Source organism: Nocardioides sp. Soil_C_8 (genome assembly GCF_057656315.1).
The window spans coordinates 503,007-523,582 of record NZ_JBDGKQ010000002.1; the positions used below are offsets into that span (position 1 = coordinate 503,007).

23 protein-coding genes are annotated in these 20,576 nt (G+C 72.6%); 7 read left to right on the forward strand and 16 right to left on the reverse strand.

The genetic code is table 11. The features are described from left to right. Nucleotides 1–83 precede the first annotated feature (83 nt). Together AC3A3L_RS12225 and AC3A3L_RS12230 are read left to right on the forward strand one after the other, a co-directional pair. Nucleotides 84–1,454, forward strand: coding sequence for an ABC1 kinase family protein (locus tag AC3A3L_RS12225; RefSeq protein WP_487640303.1), 1,371 nt, complete (start codon nucleotides 84–86; stop codon nucleotides 1,452–1,454). Between the two features lie 60 nt (nucleotides 1,455–1,514). Then, a complete protein-coding gene (locus AC3A3L_RS12230; RefSeq protein WP_487640304.1) occupies nucleotides 1,515–1,946 on the forward strand; it encodes a nuclear transport factor 2 family protein in 432 nt (143 codons plus the stop codon). 4 nt (nucleotides 1,947–1,950) lie between these two features. Here AC3A3L_RS12230 and AC3A3L_RS12235 read toward each other — a convergent pair whose 3' ends face one another. The 4 genes from AC3A3L_RS12235 to AC3A3L_RS12250 form a co-directional block, all read right to left on the reverse strand. Next, nucleotides 1,951–2,322, reverse strand: a complete 372-nt coding sequence (locus AC3A3L_RS12235; protein ID WP_487640305.1) for a VOC family protein — start codon at nucleotides 2,320–2,322, stop codon at nucleotides 1,951–1,953. A 121-nt stretch (nucleotides 2,323–2,443) separates the two neighbouring features. Continuing rightward, nucleotides 2,444–4,441, reverse strand: coding sequence for a VWA domain-containing protein (locus AC3A3L_RS12240; protein WP_487640306.1), 1,998 nt, complete (start codon nucleotides 4,439–4,441; stop codon nucleotides 2,444–2,446). Continuing rightward, complete coding sequence (locus AC3A3L_RS12245; protein WP_487640307.1) at nucleotides 4,438–4,959, reverse strand: N-acetyltransferase family protein; 522 nt, start codon at nucleotides 4,957–4,959, stop codon at nucleotides 4,438–4,440. The genes AC3A3L_RS12240 and AC3A3L_RS12245 overlap by 4 nt, the downstream gene beginning before the upstream one ends. Next, nucleotides 4,952–6,358, reverse strand: coding sequence for a sigma 54-interacting transcriptional regulator (locus tag AC3A3L_RS12250; protein ID WP_487640308.1), 1,407 nt, complete (start codon nucleotides 6,356–6,358; stop codon nucleotides 4,952–4,954). The genes AC3A3L_RS12245 and AC3A3L_RS12250 overlap by 8 nt, the downstream gene beginning before the upstream one ends. 153 nt (nucleotides 6,359–6,511) lie before the next feature. On the opposite strand from AC3A3L_RS12250, the gene AC3A3L_RS12255 reads away from it, so the two are divergent. Continuing rightward, complete coding sequence (locus AC3A3L_RS12255) at nucleotides 6,512–6,952, forward strand: pyridoxamine 5'-phosphate oxidase family protein (RefSeq protein ID WP_487640309.1); 441 nt, start codon at nucleotides 6,512–6,514, stop codon at nucleotides 6,950–6,952. 16 nt (nucleotides 6,953–6,968) lie between these two features. Continuing rightward, a complete protein-coding gene (locus AC3A3L_RS12260; protein WP_487640310.1) occupies nucleotides 6,969–8,552 on the forward strand; it encodes a GAF domain-containing sensor histidine kinase in 1,584 nt (527 codons plus the stop codon). A gap of 66 nt (nucleotides 8,553–8,618) precedes the next feature. Here the strand turns inward: AC3A3L_RS12260 and AC3A3L_RS12265 are convergent, their stop codons facing one another. From AC3A3L_RS12265 to AC3A3L_RS12275, 3 genes are all read right to left on the reverse strand, one after another. Next, the gene (locus AC3A3L_RS12265; RefSeq protein ID WP_487640311.1) at nucleotides 8,619–9,230 is read right to left on the reverse strand and encodes a hypothetical protein; all 612 of its coding nucleotides are present in this window, start codon (nucleotides 9,228–9,230) and stop codon (nucleotides 8,619–8,621) included. Nucleotides 9,231–9,353: 123 nt separating this feature from the next. Further along, on the reverse strand, nucleotides 9,354–10,004 hold the full coding sequence (locus AC3A3L_RS12270) for a response regulator (protein ID WP_487640312.1): 651 nt from the start codon (nucleotides 10,002–10,004) through the stop codon (nucleotides 9,354–9,356). A 49-nt stretch (nucleotides 10,005–10,053) separates the two neighbouring features. Beyond that, nucleotides 10,054–10,392, reverse strand: a complete 339-nt coding sequence (locus AC3A3L_RS12275) for an N-acetyltransferase family protein (RefSeq protein WP_487640313.1) — start codon at nucleotides 10,390–10,392, stop codon at nucleotides 10,054–10,056. A gap of 251 nt (nucleotides 10,393–10,643) precedes the next feature. Here AC3A3L_RS12275 and AC3A3L_RS12280 point away from each other — a divergent pair, with 251 nt between their 5' ends. Next, nucleotides 10,644–11,027, forward strand: coding sequence for a VOC family protein (locus AC3A3L_RS12280; protein ID WP_487640314.1), 384 nt, complete (start codon nucleotides 10,644–10,646; stop codon nucleotides 11,025–11,027). A 20-nt stretch (nucleotides 11,028–11,047) separates the two neighbouring features. Here AC3A3L_RS12280 and AC3A3L_RS12285 read toward each other — a convergent pair whose 3' ends face one another. Further along, on the reverse strand, nucleotides 11,048–11,584 hold the full coding sequence (locus tag AC3A3L_RS12285; protein WP_487640315.1) for a DinB family protein: 537 nt from the start codon (nucleotides 11,582–11,584) through the stop codon (nucleotides 11,048–11,050). Between the two features lie 111 nt (nucleotides 11,585–11,695). After that, the gene (locus tag AC3A3L_RS12290) at nucleotides 11,696–12,238 is read right to left on the reverse strand and encodes a hypothetical protein (protein WP_487640316.1); all 543 of its coding nucleotides are present in this window, start codon (nucleotides 12,236–12,238) and stop codon (nucleotides 11,696–11,698) included. 50 nt (nucleotides 12,239–12,288) lie between these two features. Here AC3A3L_RS12290 and AC3A3L_RS12295 point away from each other — a divergent pair, with 50 nt between their 5' ends. After that, nucleotides 12,289–12,663, forward strand: coding sequence for a YchJ family protein (locus AC3A3L_RS12295; protein ID WP_487640317.1), 375 nt, complete (start codon nucleotides 12,289–12,291; stop codon nucleotides 12,661–12,663). Here the strand turns inward: AC3A3L_RS12295 and AC3A3L_RS12300 are convergent. Genes AC3A3L_RS12300 through AC3A3L_RS12320 form a run of 5 tightly spaced genes read right to left on the reverse strand, consistent with a single transcriptional unit; the run spans nucleotide 12,653 to nucleotide 17,063 of the window. After that, nucleotides 12,653–13,282 (reverse strand): YigZ family protein, encoded by a 630-nt coding sequence (locus AC3A3L_RS12300; protein ID WP_487640318.1) that lies wholly within the window; start codon nucleotides 13,280–13,282, stop codon nucleotides 12,653–12,655. The two genes, AC3A3L_RS12295 and AC3A3L_RS12300, sit on opposite strands and share 11 nt — an antisense overlap. Next, a complete protein-coding gene (locus AC3A3L_RS12305; protein WP_487640319.1) occupies nucleotides 13,279–14,400 on the reverse strand; it encodes a YihY/virulence factor BrkB family protein in 1,122 nt (373 codons plus the stop codon). The genes AC3A3L_RS12300 and AC3A3L_RS12305 overlap by 4 nt, the downstream gene beginning before the upstream one ends. Before the next feature lie 16 nt (nucleotides 14,401–14,416). Continuing rightward, on the reverse strand, nucleotides 14,417–15,196 hold the full coding sequence (locus AC3A3L_RS12310; protein ID WP_487640320.1) for a sulfite exporter TauE/SafE family protein: 780 nt from the start codon (nucleotides 15,194–15,196) through the stop codon (nucleotides 14,417–14,419). A gap of 14 nt (nucleotides 15,197–15,210) precedes the next feature. Beyond that, complete coding sequence (locus AC3A3L_RS12315; RefSeq protein WP_487640321.1) at nucleotides 15,211–15,672, reverse strand: hypothetical protein; 462 nt, start codon at nucleotides 15,670–15,672, stop codon at nucleotides 15,211–15,213. After that, the gene (locus AC3A3L_RS12320; RefSeq protein WP_487640322.1) at nucleotides 15,669–17,063 is read right to left on the reverse strand and encodes a cystathionine beta-synthase; all 1,395 of its coding nucleotides are present in this window, start codon (nucleotides 17,061–17,063) and stop codon (nucleotides 15,669–15,671) included. Before AC3A3L_RS12320 ends, AC3A3L_RS12315 begins: the two co-directional genes overlap by 4 nt. Before the next feature lie 61 nt (nucleotides 17,064–17,124). Here AC3A3L_RS12320 and AC3A3L_RS12325 point away from each other — a divergent pair, with 61 nt between their 5' ends. After that, a complete protein-coding gene (locus tag AC3A3L_RS12325) occupies nucleotides 17,125–18,180 on the forward strand; it encodes an SGNH/GDSL hydrolase family protein (RefSeq protein WP_487640323.1) in 1,056 nt (351 codons plus the stop codon). A gap of 69 nt (nucleotides 18,181–18,249) precedes the next feature. Here the strand turns inward: AC3A3L_RS12325 and AC3A3L_RS12330 are convergent, their stop codons facing one another. Both AC3A3L_RS12330 and AC3A3L_RS12335 read right to left on the reverse strand, forming a co-directional pair. Continuing rightward, entirely contained in the window at nucleotides 18,250–19,134 is an 885-nt protein-coding gene (locus AC3A3L_RS12330; RefSeq protein ID WP_487640324.1) for a Bax inhibitor-1/YccA family protein, read from the reverse strand. 145 nt (nucleotides 19,135–19,279) lie between these two features. Next, a complete protein-coding gene (locus AC3A3L_RS12335) occupies nucleotides 19,280–20,557 on the reverse strand; it encodes a calcium-binding protein (RefSeq protein WP_487640325.1) in 1,278 nt (425 codons plus the stop codon). Nucleotides 20,558–20,576: the final 19 nt, after the last annotated feature.

Genomic DNA, 20,576 nt, shown 5'->3' on the forward strand with positions numbered 1-20,576 from the left:
CGGCCGCCGCGGGCGGAGCTCCGGACGCGCCACGTCGGCGCGGGTGTGGCAACCCGATTGCGCGGACCCGGACAATGGAAGGCATGACCGAGCTCCCCCGCAAGGCTGCCGCGCGCACGGCCCGTCTCGCTGCGCTCCCGCTCGGCTATGCCGGGCGGCAGGCAATGGGGCTCGGCAAGCGGCTCGGGGGCAAGCCCGCCGACGCGGTGCTCACCGAGGTGCAGCAGCGCACGGCCGAGCAGCTCTTCCGCACCCTGGGCGAGCTCAAGGGCGGCGCCATGAAGTTCGGTCAGGCGCTCAGCGTGCTGGAGTCCGCCCTGCCCGAGGAGGTCACCGCCCCTTACCGCGAGCACCTCACCGCGCTGCAGGACTCCGCTCCCCCGATGCCGACCGCGACCGTGCGCGAGCAGCTGGCCGCCCACCTCGGCGACGACTGGACGCAGCGGCTGGTGTGGCTCGACGGCGCCCCGACCGCGGCCGCGTCGATCGGGCAGGTGCACCGCGGCCGCTGGCGCGACCTCGCGGGCTCGGAGTCCGATTCCGAAGCCGACGACGAGCGCGAGGTCGCGGTGAAGGTGCAGTACCCCGGTGCCGGCGAGGCGCTCATGTCCGACCTCCGGCAGATCGCCCGCGTGGCGCGTGGGGTCGCCCCGGTCTTCCCCGGGATCGACATCAAGCCTCTGGTCGCCGAGCTGCAGGAGCGCGCGGCCGACGAGCTCGACTACCACCTCGAGGCGGAGGCACAGGCGGCGTACGCCGAGGCGTTCGCCGACGACCCCGACATCGTCGTCCCGGCCGTGGTCGCCGTCGGCACCGAGGTGCTGGTGACCGAGTGGCTCGACTCCGCCTACTCCCTCGCCCACGTCATCCGCGACGGCACGCAGGAGGAGCGCGACCACTACGGCGAGCTGTTCGTCCGGTTCCTCTTCGAGGGTCCGCGACGCACCGGCATGCTCCATGCCGACCCGCACCCCGGCAACTACCGCGTCATCCCCGCACCCGACGGCGGCCTCGGCCGCCTCGGCGTGCTCGACTTCGGTGCCGTCGCCCGGCTGCCGCACGGACAGCTCCCCGAGGCGATGGGCCGGCTGATCCGCATCGCACTGGAGTCCGATGAGGAGTCCCTCGTCGCCGGGCTCCGCGAGGAGGGCTTCATCAAGGAGCGCATCGAGGTCGACCCCGCGATGCTCCTCGCCTACCTCGCGCCGTTCGTCGAGCCGGCCGACCAGGAGCGCTTCACCTTCACGCGCGAGTGGATGCGCGAGCAGTTCGAGCGGATCAACGACCCCCGCGCCGAGACCTTCGCCCTCGCCACCAAGCTCAACCTGCCGACGTCCTACCTCCTCATCCACCGCACGTGGCTCGGCGCCCTCGGCCTGCTCAGCCAGCTCGGCGCCGCGGTGCCGTTCCGGGAGATCCTGGAGGAGTCGCTCCCGGGCTTCGCCGCGGGCTAGAGGCCGACAGCGGCGCGCGACCCTGTCAGACCGGGCGTGCCCGGTGGCACGATGACGCGCATGTCCCTCCCCACCGAGGCCACCCCCACGTCAGAGGCGGCCCTCGCCCGCTGGCACTCCGTCGTCGAGAGCCGAGACCCCGCCGGCCTGCCCGGCCTGGTCGCCGAGGACGCGGTCTTCCGCAGCCCGGCGGTCCACACGCCGCAGGAGGGGCGCGACACCGTGGTCGGCTACCTCACCGCCGCCTTCACCGTCCTCGGGCCGGGGCTGACCTACGAGCGCGAGTGGCTCGGCGCGGACTCAGCGGTGCTGCAGTTCCGCACGGAGGTCGGCGGCCTGCAGGTGTCCGGCGTCGACATGATCACCTGGGACGCCGACGGTCAGATCGTCGACTTCACCGTCATGGTCCGCCCCGCCAAGGCGCTGCAGGCGGTCATCGAGCACATGGGCGCCGAGCTGCTGCGGATGCTGGAGTCGGCCGAACGCCCGTGATGCGTCACCGGGGCCGCTGCTCGACCAGGCCGACCGTGCTCCCCTCGGGATCGGTGAAGAACGCCATCCACTCGTCGGTGCCGGCCGGGCCGAGCGTGTCGTCGTCGTGGCCGAAGATCACGTGCGGCTCGCCCGTGATCTCCACGCCCTTCGCCCGCAGGTCCTCGACGGCCGCGTCGATGTCGTCGACCGGCAGGTAGATCAGCGCGGACGGCGCGCCGCGGTCCAGCAGGAGGCGTACGCCGTCGAGGTCGAAGAAGGCGAGCCCGGGCGGGTCGAACGTCGCGACCGGCTCGATCCCCAGCAGGTCGGCGTAGAAGGCGGTCGTCGCGGCGAGGTCCGTGGCGCGCTGCGCCACCTGCACGAGTCGGGGCATCCCGTCAGTGTGCTGCGGCCGGGTGGGCGGGCACCAGCCTTTCGCCCAGAGTGGCGGCAGACGACACCCCGAGCCGCCGATCCGATGTCGTACGCCGCCACCCTCGAGGCGGACAGAAGACCTAGACCCAGAACCCCCGGCCGCCGCCGTACCAGTCGCCGAAGTGCTCGCGGTACGACGACGCGGGACCCCGCGAGCCGAGGTAGGACCCGACCACCGCGGCACCGAGGTCGTCGAGCTCGGGGCTCACCATGCGGCCGTCGACGCGCCGCGCCATCGAGTCGATGAAGCGGGCGAGTCCGGGGTCCTCACCGAGCCGGAAGAAGGTCGTCTGCGCGCCGAGCCGGGCGGCGGCGTCGAGCTCGCGCACGGAGTGGGCGATCGTCAGGGGGTGCGGCGGGTAGGAGAACCACACCTCGCCGTCGGCCTCGAGGTGCGCGGTCGGCTCGCCGTCGGTGACCACCAGCAGCACGGGCTGGGCGTTGGGGTGCTTGCGGAAGAACCGGTTGGCCAGCAGCAGGCCGTGGTGGAGGTTGGTGCCTTTGTCCCAGCGCGCGTCGAGGGCGGTCAGCTCCTCGATCTCCATCACCTGGGCGTGGCGGCCGAAGGCGATCAGCTGGATGTCGTCGCCGCGGAAGCGCGACCGCACCAGCTGGTGGAGGGCGAGCGCCGTGCGCTTCATCGGCACCCACCGGCCGTCCATCGCCATCGAGAACGACGTGTCGACCAGCAGCGCGACCGCGGCCTGGGTGCGGGCCTCGGTCTCGACGACCTCGATGTCGTCGACCTGGATGCGCACCGGGGCGGCGCCGCCGTCGCGGAGCACCGCGTTGGTGATCGTGCGCGGCACGTCCCACGGCTCGGTGGAGCCGAACTCCCAGCGCCGGGTGGCCCCGGACGGCTCGCCCGCGAGCCCCGTCGACCGCGTCTCCCGCGCGCCGGAGCGACCGCTCATCCGCTCCGCGACGTCGCGCAGCAGCGCCTTGCCGAGCTGGCGCATCGCCTTCGGCGAGAGCCGCAGCTCCCCGTCGGAGCCGCGCTTGAGGTAGCCGCTGTCGCGCAGCGCCCGCTCGAGCTCCTGCAGCGTCCGGGCGGACACGGCGGCGTCCGGCCCGAGCTGCTGGGCGAGCGCGTCGAGGTCGACGTCATCCATCCGGGCCCCGTGGTGCGACTGCGCGAGCTGGTCGGCGAGGGCGTCGAGCTGCGCGAGGTCCTGCAGCGCGCCGGTGCCGTCGCCGAGACCCATGCCCTGGTCGCCCTCGAAGCTCTCCGAGCCCGACCAGTCCTCGCCCGGGCGCAGCGCCTGGAGGTTCGCGTCCATCCGGGCGAGCTGCTCCATCAGCTGCGGCGAGCCGAAGGCCTGCTGGGAGAGCTCCATCAGCTCCTGGCGCTGCTCGGCCGACATCGAGTTGAGCATGCGCTGGGCGGCGGCCGCGCGCTGGGCGAGCTGGTCGAGCAGCTCGTCCATGTCCTGCGGGTCGTCGGGGAAGAAGGCGCCGTGATTGTCCATGAAGTCACGGAACTCCTCGTCCGTGACACCCCCGCTCGCGTGCTTCTCGAGCAGGTCGTTGAGGTCGGACAGCATCTCCTGGACGGCCTGCCGGTCCTCGTCGGTGGCGCCCTCGAGCGCCTGCTTCATGCCGGCGAAGCGCTGGTCGAGGAGCTCGCGGCCGAGCAGGTCCTTGATCTCCTCGTAGGCATCGCGCGCGTCCGACGACTGCCAGTCGTACGACGACAGCTCGCTGACCGCGGCCGGGGTGGAGGTCGGCAGGTCGTCGAGCATCAGCTCGCGGAAGGCGCGGTCGCCGTCGTCCATCGTGATGTCGCGGGCCAGCTGCCCACGCTCGGCGAGGACGGCCTTGTCGAGGAGCTCCTTGACCTCCTGCATGGTGCCGTCGAGGTCGTTGCGCTGCAGGATCTCGCGCCGGCGCTCGGCGACGCGTCGGGCGAGCTCGTCGAGTCCCGCCTGGTCGGTGCCGCCGCGGCGCAGGAACTCCCGCATCGCCCGCTCCGGCGAGTAGCCGGCCATCACGTCCTGGCCGATGGCGTCGAGCGCCTCGGCGAGGTCGACCGGTGGGGCGAGCGGGTCGCCGCCGTCGTACTTGCGGAACCGGCTCACCGCGCGTCCTTCCGCAGCGCCTTCTTCATCCACACGTCGTCGGGCCACTCCCGGTCGGTGACCCGCTCGACCTCCTCGAAGCCGCGCGCGCGGTAGAAGTCGAGGGCCTGGGCGTTGCCGTCGACGACCTCCAGCCAGAGCTCCTCGCCCTCGACCATCGCCTCGACCTCGGCGAGCAGTCGGCTGCCGATCCCGTGGCCGTGGTGGTCGGGGTGGACGTAGAGCTTCCACATCACCTCGCGGTCGCCGGTGACGTGCGGGAAGTCCCGGTAGGACCGGGACAGGCGCCCCAGGTTGGCCAGTGCGACCACCTCGCCGTCGACCTCCGCGACGAGGTGGGCGTTGCGGGCGAGCGACTTCTCGAAGACCTCGGGCACCCACCACTCGTCGAGCATCCGCTGGGCGTAGGCCGCGTCGATGGGGCCGTAGGTGGGCGGCACGACGGCCTCGCCGAGGGCGCGGAAGGCCGGGACGTCGGCGAGCGTGCCCGGTCGGACCGTGACGACCGGGTCAGCCATAGACGGTCTCCCCGGCGTCGGTGTCCTTGCCGATGCGGCGGGCGAGGTAGAGCCCCTCGAGGGCCAGCTCGATGGCGGCCGCGCGCTCGCCGTCGTTGGTGGCGCCGAGCCGGTCGCAGACCTCGTCGTAGAGGTCGGACTCCCCCAGCACCGGGAGCCCGGCGAGGAAGTCACGGGCGCCGACGCGGGCGCCGGTGCTGACCATGGCGCCCTCCTCGATGGCCTCCACCAGCAGCCGCAGGTCGATGCCGGCGAGGTGTGCCCGGACGGTCTCGGCGATGGCGGTGCGGAGCAGGTGCGTGAGGATCTCAGCCTCCCGGCCCTCCTCACCGGTCTCGAACTCGATCTTGCCGCCGAGCACGTCGACGGCTGTCTCGAGGTCGACGACGCGGGCCACCGGCTCGTCCTCGCCCTGGGTGGTGGCGCGGTGCAGCGCGGCCGCGGCGATGGTCTCGGCGCCGGCGATCGCGAAGCGGGCGCTCACGCCCGAGCGCTGGTCGACCGACTGGGAGTCGCGCAGGTTGCGGGTGAACCGGGCCAGCACCTCGAGCAGGTAGTCGGGGACCTCGGCGACGAGCTCGGCCTCCTGCTCGATGACGGCGATCTCCTGCTCGACCTCGCGCGGGTAGTGGGTGCGGATCTCCGCGCCGAAGCGGTCCTTGAGCGGGGTGATGATCCGCCCGCGGTTGGTGTAGTCCTCGGGGTTGGCGCTGGCCACCACGAGGACGTCGAGCGGGAGCCGCAGCACGTAGCCGCGGATCTGGATGTCGCGCTCCTCCATCACGTTGAGCATCGCGACCTGGATGCGCTCGGCGAGGTCGGGCAGCTCGTTGATGGCGACGATGCCCCGGTGGCTGCGCGGGATCAGGCCGAAGTGGATGGTCTCCGGGTCACCGAGGTGCCGGCCCTCGGCCACCTTCATCGGGTCCACGTCGCCGATCAGGTCGGCGACGGAGGTGTCCGGCGTCGCGAGCTTCTCGGCGTACCGCTCGTCGCGGTGGCGCCACGAGATGCGCAGGTCGTCGCCGTACGTCGCCACCGCCTGCTGGGAGGTGACGCTGATGGGGTCGTAGGGGTGCTCGCCGAGCTCGGAGCCGGAGATGACCGGGGTCCACTCGTCGAGCAGCGCGACCAGCGAGCGCAGCAGCCGGGTCTTGCCCTGGCCGCGCTCGCCGAGGAGCACGATGTCGTGGCCGGCGAGCAGCGCCCGCTCGACCTGCGGGATGACGGTGTCCTCGAAGCCGTGGAGGCCGGGCCAGGGGTCCACCCCGTCGCGCAGCCGCGCGAGCAGGTTGTCGCGGAGCTCCTGGCGCAGGGGCTTGAGCTGGTGCCCGCTCTCGCGGAGCTGGCCGAGGGTGCTGGGTGCGGGGTGCCCGTCCTGCTGGATCGCTTCAGTCACGCCCTCCACGCTAGACCCGTCCGACAACGTCGAGCGCGCTCGAAGTCCCCGGGCAACACCCCCGACTCCCGGCCCTGACGTGGGGGACCTTCGGCCCTGCTGGCGCCCGTCCCCCCGGGCGAGGCTGGGAGTCCAGCTGAAGGAGGCTCCCCCATGCACACCACCCACGACCTCTCCCGGGAGGACTGCGCGCGCCTGCTCAACGCCGGCATCGCCGGCCGGGTCGCGGTCGGCACCCCGACCGGTCCGCACATCGTGCCGGTGAACTACGCCCTCGACGGGGAGTCGGTCCTCATCCGCACCACCGCCTACAGCCTGCTCGGCACCTACGGTCGCGGTGCGCAGCTGTGCTTCGAGGTCGACCAGTTCGACTACGAGCTCAAGCGCGGCTGGAGCGTCGTGGTGCGCGGCCGCGGCCACTTCGTCGACGACCAGGAGGAGCTCGCCGAGATCGCGCGCTCCTGGGAGCCGCGTCCGTGGGCGACCGGGCAGCGCAACCTCATCGTCCGGATCCCGTGGACCGAGCTGACCGGTCGCCAGCTGGGCGGCGGATGGGACCCGTGGGAGCACCTCCCCGTGCGCCGGCTCGCCTGACGGCACACTGGTCCGCGTGACCCGAACCCCTGCTCCCGACCTCGGCGCCGACGCCCGCTCGCTGCTCGAGGCGGTCACGGCGATCTCCAGCGACCTCGACCTCACCAGCGTGCTGACGCGGATCGTGGAGGCGGCGACCGCGCTGACGGGCGCGAGGTACGGCGCGCTCGGGGTCCTCGGCAACGACGGCGAGCTGGTCGAGTTCGTCACCACCGGCATCGACGAGCGCACCCGTGCGCTCATCGGCGACCTGCCCCGCGGCCGCGGCATCCTCGGCGTGATCATCGAGGACCCGTCCGGTCTCCGGCTCGCCGACCTCAGCGCCCACCCGTCGTCGGTCGGCTTCCCGCCCAACCACCCGCCGATGACGTCGTTCCTCGGCATGCCGGTGCGGATCCGCGGCACGGTCTTCGGCAACCTCTACCTCACCGAGAAGGCGTCCGGAGGACCGTTCACCGAGGCCGACGAGCGGCTCGTCGAGGAGCTCGCGCGCACGGCCGGCTACGTCATCAGCAACGCCCGCTCGTTCGCGCTCAGCGAGCGCCGGCGGCAGTGGCTCGAGGCGTCGGCCGAGCTCGCTGAGGTGCTCCAGCCGCCGGTCGACCTCGACACCGCGCTGCCCCAGATCGTCTCCACCGCCCGCCAGGTCGCGCGGGCGCGCGCCGTGGCGCTGTGGTCCTCGCTCGGCCCGGAGCACGACACGGTCAGCCTCGCCCCCGACCTCGCCTCGGACGGCGACCGGGTGGTGGCGTTGCTCGCCGCAGCGCGCGACGGCTTCGACCCGGGCGCCGCTGACGCGGCGGTCACGACGAGCGCTGGCGACGGGGACGGCGTGCCGGTCGTCGTGCCGCTGCGCTCGCACCTCGCCCCCGTCACCGCGCTCGTCGCGATCGCGCAGCCCGCGTCAGGGCTGCTCGACGTCGAGGAGCGCGACCTGTTCGCCGGCTTCGCCGACCAGCTGGCGCTCACCCTCGACCGCACCCAGGCCCTCGCCGACCGCCAGGAGCTGGCGCTGATCTCCGACCGCGAGCGGATCGCCCGCGACCTCCACGACATCGTCATCCAGCGGCTCTTCGCGACCGGGCTGCAGCTGCAGGGCGTGGCGGCGATGACCGGCGGGAGCGCGATGTCCGAGCGGCTCGACAAGTCGGTGGCCGACCTCGACGACACCATCAAGGCGATCCGCGGCACCATCTTCGAGCTGCAGGACCGGCGCGGCGACTCCCTGCGCGCGGCCGTCCGCGCCCTTGTCAAGGAGTACGTGCCGGTGCTGGGCTTCACGCCCGTCGTGCGCACCTCCGGCCCGGTCGACACGGCGGTGCCGCACGAGCTCGGCGCCCAGCTGCTGGCCGTGCTGCGGGAGGCGGTCTCCAACATCGCCCGTCACGCGCTCGCCGACAGCGCCGAGGTCGACGTGGTCGTGGCCGGCGACCGGCTCGAGCTCCGGGTCGCCGACGACGGTGTCGGCCTGCCCGCCGAGGTCTCCGAGAGCGGCCTGCGCAACGCCCGCCGGCGCGCCGACGACCTGGGCGGGACGCTCGAGGTCACCCGGGTCGGCGACCGCGGCACGGTGCTCGTGTGGCGGGTCCCGCTGAGCTGACGCCAACCCGAACACCAGAGGACCCGGCGCCGGGGGGTCGGCGCCGGGTCCGGTGAGGGACCGGTGTCATCGCAGGACGGGGTACCTCCGTACCAGGCCGGTGCGGTTCCACCAGTGACCCAGCCCCCACGTGGTGCCGGCCGCGCCGAGGGCGAGGACGACCATCACGATCACGCCGATGAGGTGGTCGTCGACGACCGGGTTGTTCTGCAGCGGGAGCGAGGCGGCGTACATGAAGGCGTACATGAGGGCGCCGGCCGCCGTGCCGATCCGCATCCCGACCCCCAGGAGGAGGGTCACACCGACGCCGAGCAGGCCGGCCATGAAGAGCCAGTCGACCCAGGCGTTCCCGGCCATGTTGGTCCACATGTCCTTGAAGGGGTTGTCCGGTGGGACGCCGAAGGTCAGGAATCCCTCGGTCGGGCTGCCGCCGTTGAGCCAGGCGGCGTCCTGGGCCATGAAGTCGATCCCGGCCCGGGAGCCGTCCTCGGCGAACTGGGCGCCGGTGCTGAACCCCAGGGCGAAGGTCTTGTCGAGGAACGCCCACAGGAACGTGATCCCGAAGGCGATGCGAAGCGCGGCGAGGGCGCGTGCGAGGCCGACGTCGTGTACTTCCTCGGTCTCCGAGGTGGTGACGCCCTCGGTGGTGATGTGGTGCTGGCGGTGGATGACGTTCATCGTCATCTCCTCCTCGGGTGGTGGGTGTGCTGGGTCACCACCAGAGTCCCGCTGCCCCGCCCGGGACGTCAGGGCCGCGGGTCACCCCCCGTCGGGACCAAGGTCCCGACCGCGCGGGGGACCTCAGTGCGGCGCCTGGCCGAGGAGCTTCGAGGCCAGCACGGCCGCCTGCGTGCGCCGCTCGAGGCCGAGCTTGGCGAGGATGCTGGAGACGTAGTTCTTCACCGTCTTCTCGGCGAGGAACATCTGCTCGGCGATCTGCCGGTTGGTCAGCCCCTCGGCGATGTGCCCGAGCAGGATCCGCTCCTGGTCGGTGAGCGAGGCCAGCTCGTCGGGCGTCTCCGGGCCGTTGCGGATCCGTTCCAGCACGGTCGCGGTCATCGCCGGGTCGATGAGCGACTTGCCGGCCGCGACGTGGCGCACCGCGGCGACCAGGTCGGAGCTGCGGATCTCCTTGAGCACGTAGCCGGACGCTCCGGCCATGATCGCCGCGAACAGCGCCTCGTCGTCGTCGTACGACGTCAGGATGAGCGCGTTGATCGTCGGGTCGACGGCGCGCACGGCGCGGCACACCTCGATGCCCGAGCCGTCGGGCAGCCGCGCGTCGAGCACGGCGACGTCGGGCCGCAGCGCCGGGATGCGTGCGGTGGCCTCGGTCGCGGTCGCGGACTGGCCCACGACGACGATGTCCTCCTGCTGCTCGAGCAGGAACGTGAGTCCCTCGCGCACGACGTCGTGGTCGTCGAGGAGGTAGACGCGGATCGGCTCGCCCATGGGCACATTCCACCAGATGCGTGCCCCTGCGCGCCCGACCTGTCGCGCTTCAGCCCAGGTCGAGGTACATCACGTGCAGGCCGACCCGGCCGTGCTGCGCGCTGTCGAACGCGCCGGGCACCGTGCCGATGACGGTGAAGCCCAGGTCCTGCCACAGCCGGACTGCGGCCGTGTTGGTCTCGACGACGGCGTTGAACTGGATGCCGGCGAACCCCTGCTCGCGGTGCCACGCCACCATGTCCTCGGCCAGGCGCCGGCCGACGCTGCGACCCCGGGCGGCGGAGTCGACCATGAACGACGCGGTGCCGACGTGGGCGCCCCGGCCCGGGCGGTTGGGGCCCATCTTGGCGGAGCCGAGGACGGCACCGCCCTCCTCGAGCACGGTCACCCGGCTGCCGTCGAACCACCACCCCCGGGCCTGGTCGGACGTCGCGCCGAGCGGGTAGGCGTAGGTCTCGCGGCCTCGACGATGTCGCGCCAGAACGGCCAGATCGCCGGCCAGTCCGCCTCCGTCGCCACCCTGATGCCCGCCCCGATACCCATCGCGTGCTCCTCCTCGTCCGACCGGTCTGGAGCAGTCTCCCGAGGGGGTCCCCGCGGGCGCACACTGGGGGTGACCAGCAGAGAAGGAGGCGCTCCATGTCCCTCACGCACCGCACGGTCGCGATGATGATGCCGGTCACCGACGTCGACCGCGCCCGCACGTTCTACACCGAGTCCCTGGGACTCGACTACACCGGCACCAATGACGAGGGCAGTGCGATGTTCGCCCTGGACGGCGGCTCCTCGCTCGTCCTGCTCCCCCGCCCCGACAGCCGACCCTCGGAGAGCACCGCGATGAGCTTCGAGGTCGACGACATCGCCACCGAGATCAGCGACCTCGAGCGCCGCGGCGTCGTCTTCGAGGACTACGACGAGCCGGAGCTGAGGACCGTCGACCACGTGGCCGTGATGGGCTCCGAGAAGGCGGCGTGGTTCAAGGACCCCGACGGCAACGTGCTCTGCCTGCACCAGGAGGACTGAACCAGCAGCACGAACCTCCCTCAGACGTCGGTCGCGCCGTCGATGGACTGGCGGACGAGGTCGGCGTGCCCGGCGTGACGGGCGTACTCCTCGACCATGTGGACCAGCACCCACCGGATCGTGGCGGTCTCGCCCTTCTCGGGCGGGCGCGGTCGCGCGACGCGCCGGCCGAGGTCCGGGTCCTCGGCCAGGGCCGCGTCGAGGCAGGTGTCGGACCGCTCGATCGCCACAGCGAGCATCGCGTCGAGCTCGGCGTGGGTGCGGCCGGCTGCGCTGTGCCAGTCCCAGTCGGGGTCCTCGTCCCACGGAGCCGTGTCCCACGGTGGGGCAGGGTCGTGGGCCGCGAGGTTGTAGGAGAACCAGTAGTCCTCGACGAAGGCGAGGTGCTGGAGCATCCCGCCGAGCGTGAGGTCGCTCGGCGGGAGCGGCTGGTCGAGCTGGGCGTCGGTGAGCCCGCTCGCCTGGAGCCGGACGGTGGCGCGGAAGTGGTCGAGGAAGGAGCGGAGCATCCCGACCTCGTCGTTGCTGAAGGACGGCTCGGGCCGCTCGATCGTCATGCCGCGGACCGTATCGGAGGTCCGTCGATCGGACCGAACGACTTTCGTACGCCGCTCGTCACGCTTGGGCGCGCCGACGTACTGGCCATTCGGTCCGATCGACCGGTCGGGTCAGAGGGACGGGCCCTCGCCGCGGAGCTTGTCGACCTCCGCCATGGCGTCGCGCAGCTGACCGAGCCACTCGTCGGCGTGCTGGCCGACCAGCCGCACCGACCACGCCAGCGCGTCGGAGCGAGAGCGCGCGACGCCGGCGTCGACGAGCGTGTCGAGGACGCGTCGCTCGGGCTGGCGCAACCGGGTCATCACCGGCGCGGCGACGTGGGTGAAGAGCGCCTCCGTCTCGCCGAGGCGCACGCCCCACGACACCTTGCGTTGGTAGCGGGCCTGCGCCTCGAGGGCGATCTCGATGCGCTCGGCCTTGGTCTCGGACCGGAAGCGGCCGATGCGCCCCTCCGCCTCGGCCCCGGTCACGTCGTCGGCACCGGCGAGCGTGCCGACGACCAGGATCTCCTCGCGGTCGACGGTGACGTCGACCGTGCTGAACCATGCCTCGGGCAACCGCCCGTGGAACCACTCGGACGCGTCGGAGGCGTCCGGCAGGTCGGCGACCTGCCACCCGCCGCGGCGACCGCGACGGCTCTCATCTGTCTTCATGCATTACATGATTACACTGCAACACAACCGCGGGCCAGTAGTGTCCTGTCGTGTTCTCCACGCCCTGCCCGTGCGGGACCGGCGCGGCGTACGACGCCTGCTGCGGCCCACTCCTCGCCAACGTGGCGCAGGCGTCGACGCCGGAGCAGCTGATGCGCTCGCGCTACACCGCGTTCGTCATGGGCGATGCCGACCACCTCTTCCGCACCTGGCATCCCCGCACCCGGCCCGACGACGTGCGCCCCGACCCGAGCACCCGCTGGACCGGACTGCGGGTGGTGAGCGCCACGGGCGACACCGTCGAGTTCGTCGCGAGCTGGGAGGGCGGCTCCATGCACGAGGTGAGCAGGTTCGAGCAGCGCGCCGGCCGGTGGGTGTACGTCGACGGCGAGGTGGACGGGCAGGTCGGCGGCGTCAGTCGCTGACATCGACCCAGCGCTCGCCCACCGCGACCGCCTGCGAGCGACCCCCGGTCGCTGCGGCGACCAGCTCGTCGAGCCGCTCCACCCCCTCCGGCGGGGCCGCGAGCAGCAGCCGGACGCGCGCGTCGTACGCCACGTCGAGCACGGGCACCCCGCGCGACCGCAGCTCTCCCTCGACGCGGCCAGCGTCGGCGTGGTCGAGGTCGAGGACCAGCTCGGTGAGCAGCGAGCGGCGCAGCACCCCGGCGTCCGCCACGGCGCCGCGCACCGCGTCGCCGTAGGCCCGGACGAGCCCGCCGGCCCCGAGCATCGTGCCACCGAACCAGCGGGTCACGACGGCCGCGACGTCGCTCAGCCCGGCGCCGCGGAGCACGTCGAGCATCGGGGCACCGGCCGTGCCCGCCGGCTCCCCGTCGTCGGACGAGCGCTGCAGCGCACCGTCGGGACCCAGCACGAACGCCGAGCAGTGGTGCCGGGCGTCCCAGTGCTCGCGGCGCAGGCCGGCGACGAGGGCGCGTGCGTCGTCCTCCGTGCTGACCCGTCGCAGCGTGCACAGGAAGCGCGACCCGCGATCCTCGACCTCGGCGGTCGCGTCGCGCGCGACGGTGAGGTACGACGTCACGCCGGGCGCTGCGACGGCTCGTCCGCGGACTCGGTCGCGGGCTCGGTCGCGGGCTCGGCCGCGGGCTCGGTCGTGGGGTCCTGCGGAGGCGCCTGCTCGAGCTCCTCCGGCACCTCACCCTCCGGTGGTCCGCTGGGGCGCTCCTTGGGGCCGGGGTCCCAGCGCACCTCCACCTTCTCGAAGCCCTTGTGCCGCTGCATGCGGGCGTAGAGGGCGTAGGCCCTGCGATCCGCGTCGGTCAGCCGCACGTTGTCGGTGAACGGGGTGAGCAGCGCCCGCGGCCACAGCCGCCGCGACAGCACCACGTTGATCTCGGTGGACAGCACGGCCATGACGGCGCCGATGTAGATGAAGCCGATCAGGCCGAGGACGAGCCCGAAGGTCTTGGTCATCGAGGACGTGTTCACCAGCACCCGGTCGACGTAGGCCGCGCCGCCGATCTGCAGCAGCTGCCACAGCACGGCCAGGGTGTACCCGCCCGGCGCCGCCCGGAGGAACGAGTGCTGCCCGGTGGCCGCGAGGCGGAAGAGGTAGGTCAGGCCGGTGCCGACGACCAGCACGGTGAGCACCGGGAGCAGGGTCTTGAGCCCGCCTCCGATCAGCTCGGTGAACACGTCGGTGGTGCTGGCGACCGTCGAGACGACCGTGACCGCCAGGAGCGACATCCCGGCCGTGACGAGCAGCAGCAGCGTCTTCCCCCGCGCCTTGAGCGGGTTCGGGCGGCTGTTGCGCGGCACCGACCACGCCACGTGCTGGGTGTTCTGCAGCGCCTGGCCGAGCCCCATCGCACCGTAGAGGGCGACGAGCGCACCGAGCACGACACCGGAGACGGAGCCCTGCAGGCCCTCGGGCCGGCCGAGCTCGTCGCCGATGATCGGGAACTGCGACAGCGCCGAGTTGAGGATGCTCTCCTGCCACTGCGGCTCCCCGCGCAGGAACAGCCCGAGGATCGAGGTGCCGAGCAGCATCAGCGGGAAGATCGCGACGAAGGCGTAGTAGGTCAGCGCCGCCGCGAGGTAGGGGCCCTGGTCGTCGAAGTACTTGTAGACGACCGCGATGGGGAAGCCGAGCCACGGCTGGCGCCGTTGGAACCCGTCGACTGCCGAGACCGCTCCCACGCTGTGGAGGCTACCGTCACCACCAGCCGAGGAGGCCTCCGCCGAGCCGCACGACGAACGCGGAGACGACGACGAGGAAGAACACCCGTACGAAGCCGGCACCGCGCGCGACCGCGAGCCGGGCGCCGAGGTAGCCGCCCGTGATGTTGGCCGCGGCCATGGGTAGGGCCAGCTGCCAGATGACCGCCCCCTGCGGGACGAAGACGGCGAGGGCCGCCAGGTTGGTCGCCCAGTTGGCGAGCTTGGCCTTGGCCGAGGCCTCGAGGAAGTTGTAGCCCAGGAGACCCACCAGCGCGAAGACGAAGAACGACCCCGTGCCCGGCCCGATCGCACCGTCGTAGAAGCCGATCGTCAGCCCGGTCAGCACCACGGCGGTGAGGTGCTTGCCGCCCTGGAACCGGAGGTTGGTGAGCTGCCCGACGCTGGGCTTGAACCACACGTAGCTGCCGACGAGCACCATCACGACCAGGATGATCGGGTCGAAGGCGCTGCGCGGCAGCAGGGAGGCGACGAGCGCCCCACCGGCCGAGCCGAGGCCGGCGGCGAGCATCAGTGGCAGGAACGTGCGCGGGTCGGGGCGGATGCGCCGGACGTACGTCGCCGCGCTGATGGAGGTGCCGCAGAACGACGCCAGCTTGTTGGTCGCCGCGATCTGCACCACCGACGCACCCGGCAGGCCGAGCAGCAGGGCGGGGAGCTGGATCAGCCCGCCCCCGCCGACGACCGCGTCGACGAAGCCGGCGGCCAGCGCTGCCAGCACGAGGAAGAGGACGACCTCGCCCGAGAGGTCACCCATGTCGGGGGCCCACCTCAGCTGGAGGAGGTGTCGCGGCGGAACTCCTGGACGACGACCGCGTCGTAGTCCTTCGGCATCGTGGCGCTGAGACCGGGACAGATGAACTGCTGGGACTGGTCGGTGAGCATCGTCGGCGCGGAGCAGCTGAGCGTCGCCACCGGCGACCCGTCGGTGGAGAACACCATCTCGAACAGCGCCGCCCGCTCCTCGTCGGAGGTGTTCTTGATCGTGCCCTTCACCTCGGGCGTGGTGACCTCCTCGAGGCCGGCCGAGCGCTCGATGCCGTTGAGCTCCCACCCGTCCTCGACGCTGAAGCCGTTCCACGTGAAGGCCTTGCCGACCTCCACCTCGACCGGGTCGGTGCTGGTGCTGGTGCTGGTGCCGTCGTCGCTGCAGGCCCCGAGCACGCCGAGGCAGGCGACAGCGACCAGGCCCGTGGCCAGTCGTGCGGCCGGGCGTGTGGTGCGGCGCCTCACGACGCGGCCACGAAGGTGAGCAGGTCCTGCCGGGTCAGCACGCCGATCGGCTTGCCGTCCTCGTGGACCAGCACCGCGTCGGCGTGCTCGAGCAGCGACACGGCGTCGGCAGCCGCCTCGGTCGAGCCGATGGTCGGCAGCGCCTCGGACATGTGGTCCTCGACCTGGTCGGTCATCTTGGCGGTGCCGCCGAAGAGGGCGTCGAGCAGGGTGCGCTCCGAGACCGAGCCCGCGACCTCGGCGGCCACGATCGGCGGCTCGGCGCGGACGACGGGCATCTGGCTGACGCCGTACTCCTGGAGGATGTGGACGGCCTCGGCGATCGTCTCGCCGGGGTGGGTGTGCACCAGGTCGGGCAGCTTGCCCGACTTGCCGCGCAGCACCTCGCCGACGGTGCGGTGGTCGGCCTCGGCGCCGGTCGCGAAGCCGTACTGGGCGAGCCACTCGTCGTTGAAGACCTTGGTGAGGTAGCCACGACCGGAGTCGGGCAGCAGGACGACGACGACCGCGTCGGAGCGGCCCTCGGCCGCGAGCTCGTGCGCGACCTGCCGGGCCGCGTAGGCCGCCATGCCGGCCGATCCGCCGACCAGCATGGCCTCCTCGCGCGCGAGGCGACGGGTGAAGGCGAACGAGTCGGCGTCGGAGACCTCGATGACGCGGTCGGCCACGGACCGGTCGTAGGTCTCGGGCCAGAAGTCCTCGCCGACGCCCTCGACGAGGTACGGGCGACCGGTGCCGCCGGAGTAGACCGAGCCCGCCGGGTCGGCGCCGATGACCTGGATGTCGGGGTTCTGCTCCTTGAGGTAGCGCCCGACGCCGCTGATCGTGCCGCCGGTGCCCATGCCCGTGACGAAGTGGGTGATCTTCCCCTCCGTCTGCGCCCAGATCTCCGGACCGGTGGTCTCGTAGTGGGACCGGGGGTTGTGCGGGTTGGAGTACTGGTCGGGCTTCCAGGCGCCGGGCTGCGAGGCGAGCCGGTCGCTGACGTTGTAGTAGGAGTCCGGGTGCTCCGGCGCGACGGCGGTCGGGCAGACCACGACCTCGGCACCGTAGGCCTTCAGCACGTTCCGCTTGTCCTCGCTGACCTTGTCGGGGCAGACGAAGACGCACTTGTAGCCCTTCTGCTGGGCCACCATCGCGAGCCCGACGCCGGTGTTGCCGGAGGTCGGCTCGACGATCGTGCCGCCGGGCTGGAGCTCGCCCGACGCCTCCGCGGCCTCGATCATCCGGCTGGCGATGCGGTCCTTCACCGACCCGCCGGGGTTGAGGTACTCCACCTTCGCCAGCACCAGCGGTGCGTCGGCCCCGCCGTCGGCGAGGTCGAGGGTCCGGCCGAGCCGGACGAGCGGGGTGTTGCCGATCAGGTCGAGGAGCGAGTTCACGTACTGCACCCGGCCAATCTAGCCGCCGACTGGCCCGAAGCCGTCACTGCCGGTTGCGTAGCATCGGGGCGTGGGGGCAACTGGAGCAGCACGCAAGCTGGCATCGGCCGCGGCCCTGGGCGGCGGCGGCCTCTCCGTGCTCGGCGCCGGGCTCTACGGGGTCCTGGTCGCGGAGGCGAAGATCGCGCGGCGGATGATCGGCAACGCGAACGACGTACCCCCGCAGGCGACCGGCTGGTACGGCCGGGGACGACCGGGCCCGGCCATCCGCATCGCGCTGCTCGGCGACTCCGGTGCCGCCGGCTACGGCGTGGACCGCGTCGAGGAGACGACCGGCGCCCACCTCGCCACGGGTGTCGCGGCCCAGGCGGACCGCCGGGTGCACCTGCGGTCCTTCGCCGTGGTGGGCGCCCAGTCGAGCGCACTGGCCGACCAGGTCGACGCCGCGCTCGCCACCCATCCCGACCTCGCCGTCGTGATCATCGGCGCCAACGACGTCACCCACAGCGTCCTGCCCTCCGCGTCCGTGCGCCACCTCGCCGAGGGCGTACGACGCCTGCGCGAGGCGGGCGTGCAGGTCGTCGTCGGCACGTGCCCCGACCTCGGCACCGTGCGGCCCATCCCACAGCCGCTCAAGCAGGTCGCACGCGAGTGGTCGCGCCGGCTCGCGGCAGCGCAGACCATCACCGTCGTGGAGAACGGTGGCCGGTCGGTCTCCCTCGGCGACATCCTCGGCCCCGAGTTCGACGCCGCACCGACGGTGCTCTTCGGGCCGGACCGCTTCCACCCCTCGGCCGACGGCTACAAGCAGCTCGCGTCGGTGCTCGTCCCGTCCTGCCTCGCGGCCCTCGACCTGCTGCCCGCAGACGAGGCGCTGCCCGAGCCGCGCCGCCGCGAGGGCATCCTCCCGGTCGCTGCCGCGGCGGTCCGCGCCGCGCGGACGCCCGGCACCGAGGTCGACGGCACGGAGGTCGGCGGCACCCAGCGCGGCCTCCGCGGCCGCTGGGTCGAGCTGCGCCACCGCCGGCGGCGCCCCTCGACCGAGGCGGAGTCGCCCGACGAGCACGAGGACGCGGTCGGCGACCCGTCGGCCGATCCGTCGGCCGATCCGGCCACCGCTCCCTGACAGAACGCCGCCGGCCCGCCCGAGCTGAGCTCGAGCGGGCCGGCGGAGTGGATCAGTGGATCGGCTGGATCAGTCGCCACGCATGATCGCGAGGATGCGGAGCAGGTTGGTGTAGATCCAGACCAGGCTGACGGTCAGGCCGAAGGCCGCGCGCCACGACTCGCGCTCGGGGAGGCCGGCGGCGACGCCGTTCTCCACGAAGTCGAAGTCGAGGATCAGCATGAAGACACCGAGCACGAGGCCGGCGATCGCCATCACGAGGCCGAGGGTGCCGAAGCCGAAGAGGCCGGTGTTGATGCCGAAGAGACCCAGCACCAGCGACAGCAGGCCGAGGCCCACCATGCCGAACACGCCGGCGATGACGAACGTGCGGAACTTGTTGCCGACCTTGATGTCGAAGAACTTGTAGGCGGCGAGCGTGCCGGCGAAGGCGGCGAAGGTGCCGAGCACGGCCTGGGTGACGATCCCGTCACCGAACTGGGCGTCGAAGAACTTGCTGACCGCGCCCAGCGCCACGCCCTCGACGGCCGCGAAGGCCAGGACCAGGGCGGGGCTGATGACGCGCTTGAACGAGTTCACCAGCGACAGGAGGAACGCGACGCCCGCGCCGAGCATGGCCAGCAGGCTGGCCGTCGCGAGGTTGTCCTCGTCGACGACCGTGTTGCCGAAGCTGTCCGTGGTGGTCATGTCGCCGATGAACCACCAGGTGGCGAAGGCGGTGACGAAGACGAGGGCGATCGAGATGGCGGTCTTCTGGACCACCGAGTCGACCGTCATCCGGCCCTGGTCCACCTGCCCGGGCGTGCCGGTGCCCCAGGTCGAGGGGTCGGTGCCGGCGTCGCCGTAGCCGGGGTAGGACGAGCCGCCGCCGGCGTAGGTCTGGTTGCCGTAGGCGTTCGAGGAGGCGCGGTTGAACTCCTCGGAACGGGCGAAGACGGGGTTGTTGCTTTTCATGGTCTCTCCTTGGAGGCCGCCTCCGGAGGTTCCGGAGGGTCGACGCCGTCGCGGTGACGACGCCTGTCGTGTCACCTCACTCTAGCCGGGGTGACAGTTGTTCAAACGTGGGCGCGGGGTGCGCTGTTCCCGTCTAAGGAACTTCTCAGAATGCGCGCCGCAGCTCGCAGCCGACCAGCTCCTCGCCGCGGCAGCGGTCCTCGCCGCGGCGTCCGACGACCCGGTCGCGGCCTGCGCCGCCCAGCAGCACGTCGTCGGCGTACGACCCGATGAGGACGTCGTCGCCGCCCCTCCCCTTCGCTGTGTACGACCTCGCGCCGACGACGCGGTCGTCACCCGGGGTGCCGAGGTAGGTCCACGTGCCGGGGTTGCCGGGCATCACGACGCGCTCGACGTCGACGATCGCGGCGCGGACGGGTCGTCGCTGTGAGAGGCGGACCACGAAGCGCTCGCGGGCGTGGTCCACGACCCCGCGTGCCCGGGCACCGGTGCGGAGCACGTCCAGGGACACCTCGTCGCGGCCCGGACCGCCGACGAGGCGGTGGCGGCCCGGGCTCAGGTAGACCTCGAGCTCGTCGCGACCCGCGCCACCGTCGAGCGTGCCGGTGCCGCCTTCCTTGCGGACGTGGTCCTTGCCGTCACCGCCGAGGAGCAGGTCGGTGCCGCCGGTCGAGTCGAGGAAGTCGTCGCCGGCGCCCCCGTCGAAGTGGTCGTCGTACGACTCGCCGCGCGTGCCGTCGTACTCGTAGGCGTCCCAGGCGTTCATCAGGAGGTCGTCGCCCCCGCGGCCCTCGATCCGGTCGCCACCACCGTTGCCGACGAGCTGGTCGGGGTCTTCGGTGCCGAGCAGGTGGTCGGGGTGGCCGGAGCCGAGGAGCTCGACGACCGCGCCGGCCGCGGGAGCGGGCTGGGCGACGACCACGGTGTCGTTGCCCTCGCCGGTCGCGACGCCGCTGACCAGGTCGACGGTGACGCCGGTCGCCGACGCGGAGTAGTCGATCGTGTCAGGGCTGTTGTAGCCGTCGTCGCGCAGGACGGTGTTGACGCCGACGTCGACGAGGTCGTCGCCCGGCCCGGGGACCAGCACGTCCCGGCCCGGCTCGGACTCGTCCTCGAACCGCGGGACCAGCCCGTTGTCGCCGCCGAGGAGCCGGTCCGCACCGGGTCCGCCGACCAGGACGTCGGCGCCCGCGTCGCCGCACAGCACGTCGTCGCCGCCCGCGCCGTCGATGGTGTCCTGTCCGCCCAGGCCGGCGATCACGTCGCTGCCCGGCGTGCCGGTGAGCTCGTCGTCGCGCTCCGTCCCGACGATGGTGGCCGGGCGCCCGTCGCAGGTGCGCGCCGCCGCGTGGCCGCTCGCCGGTCCCGGCCCGAGGGCCGCCACCAGCAGGACGGTCGCCCCGGCCAGTCGTCGTACGCGCATCGTCTCCCCCTCGCTCGAG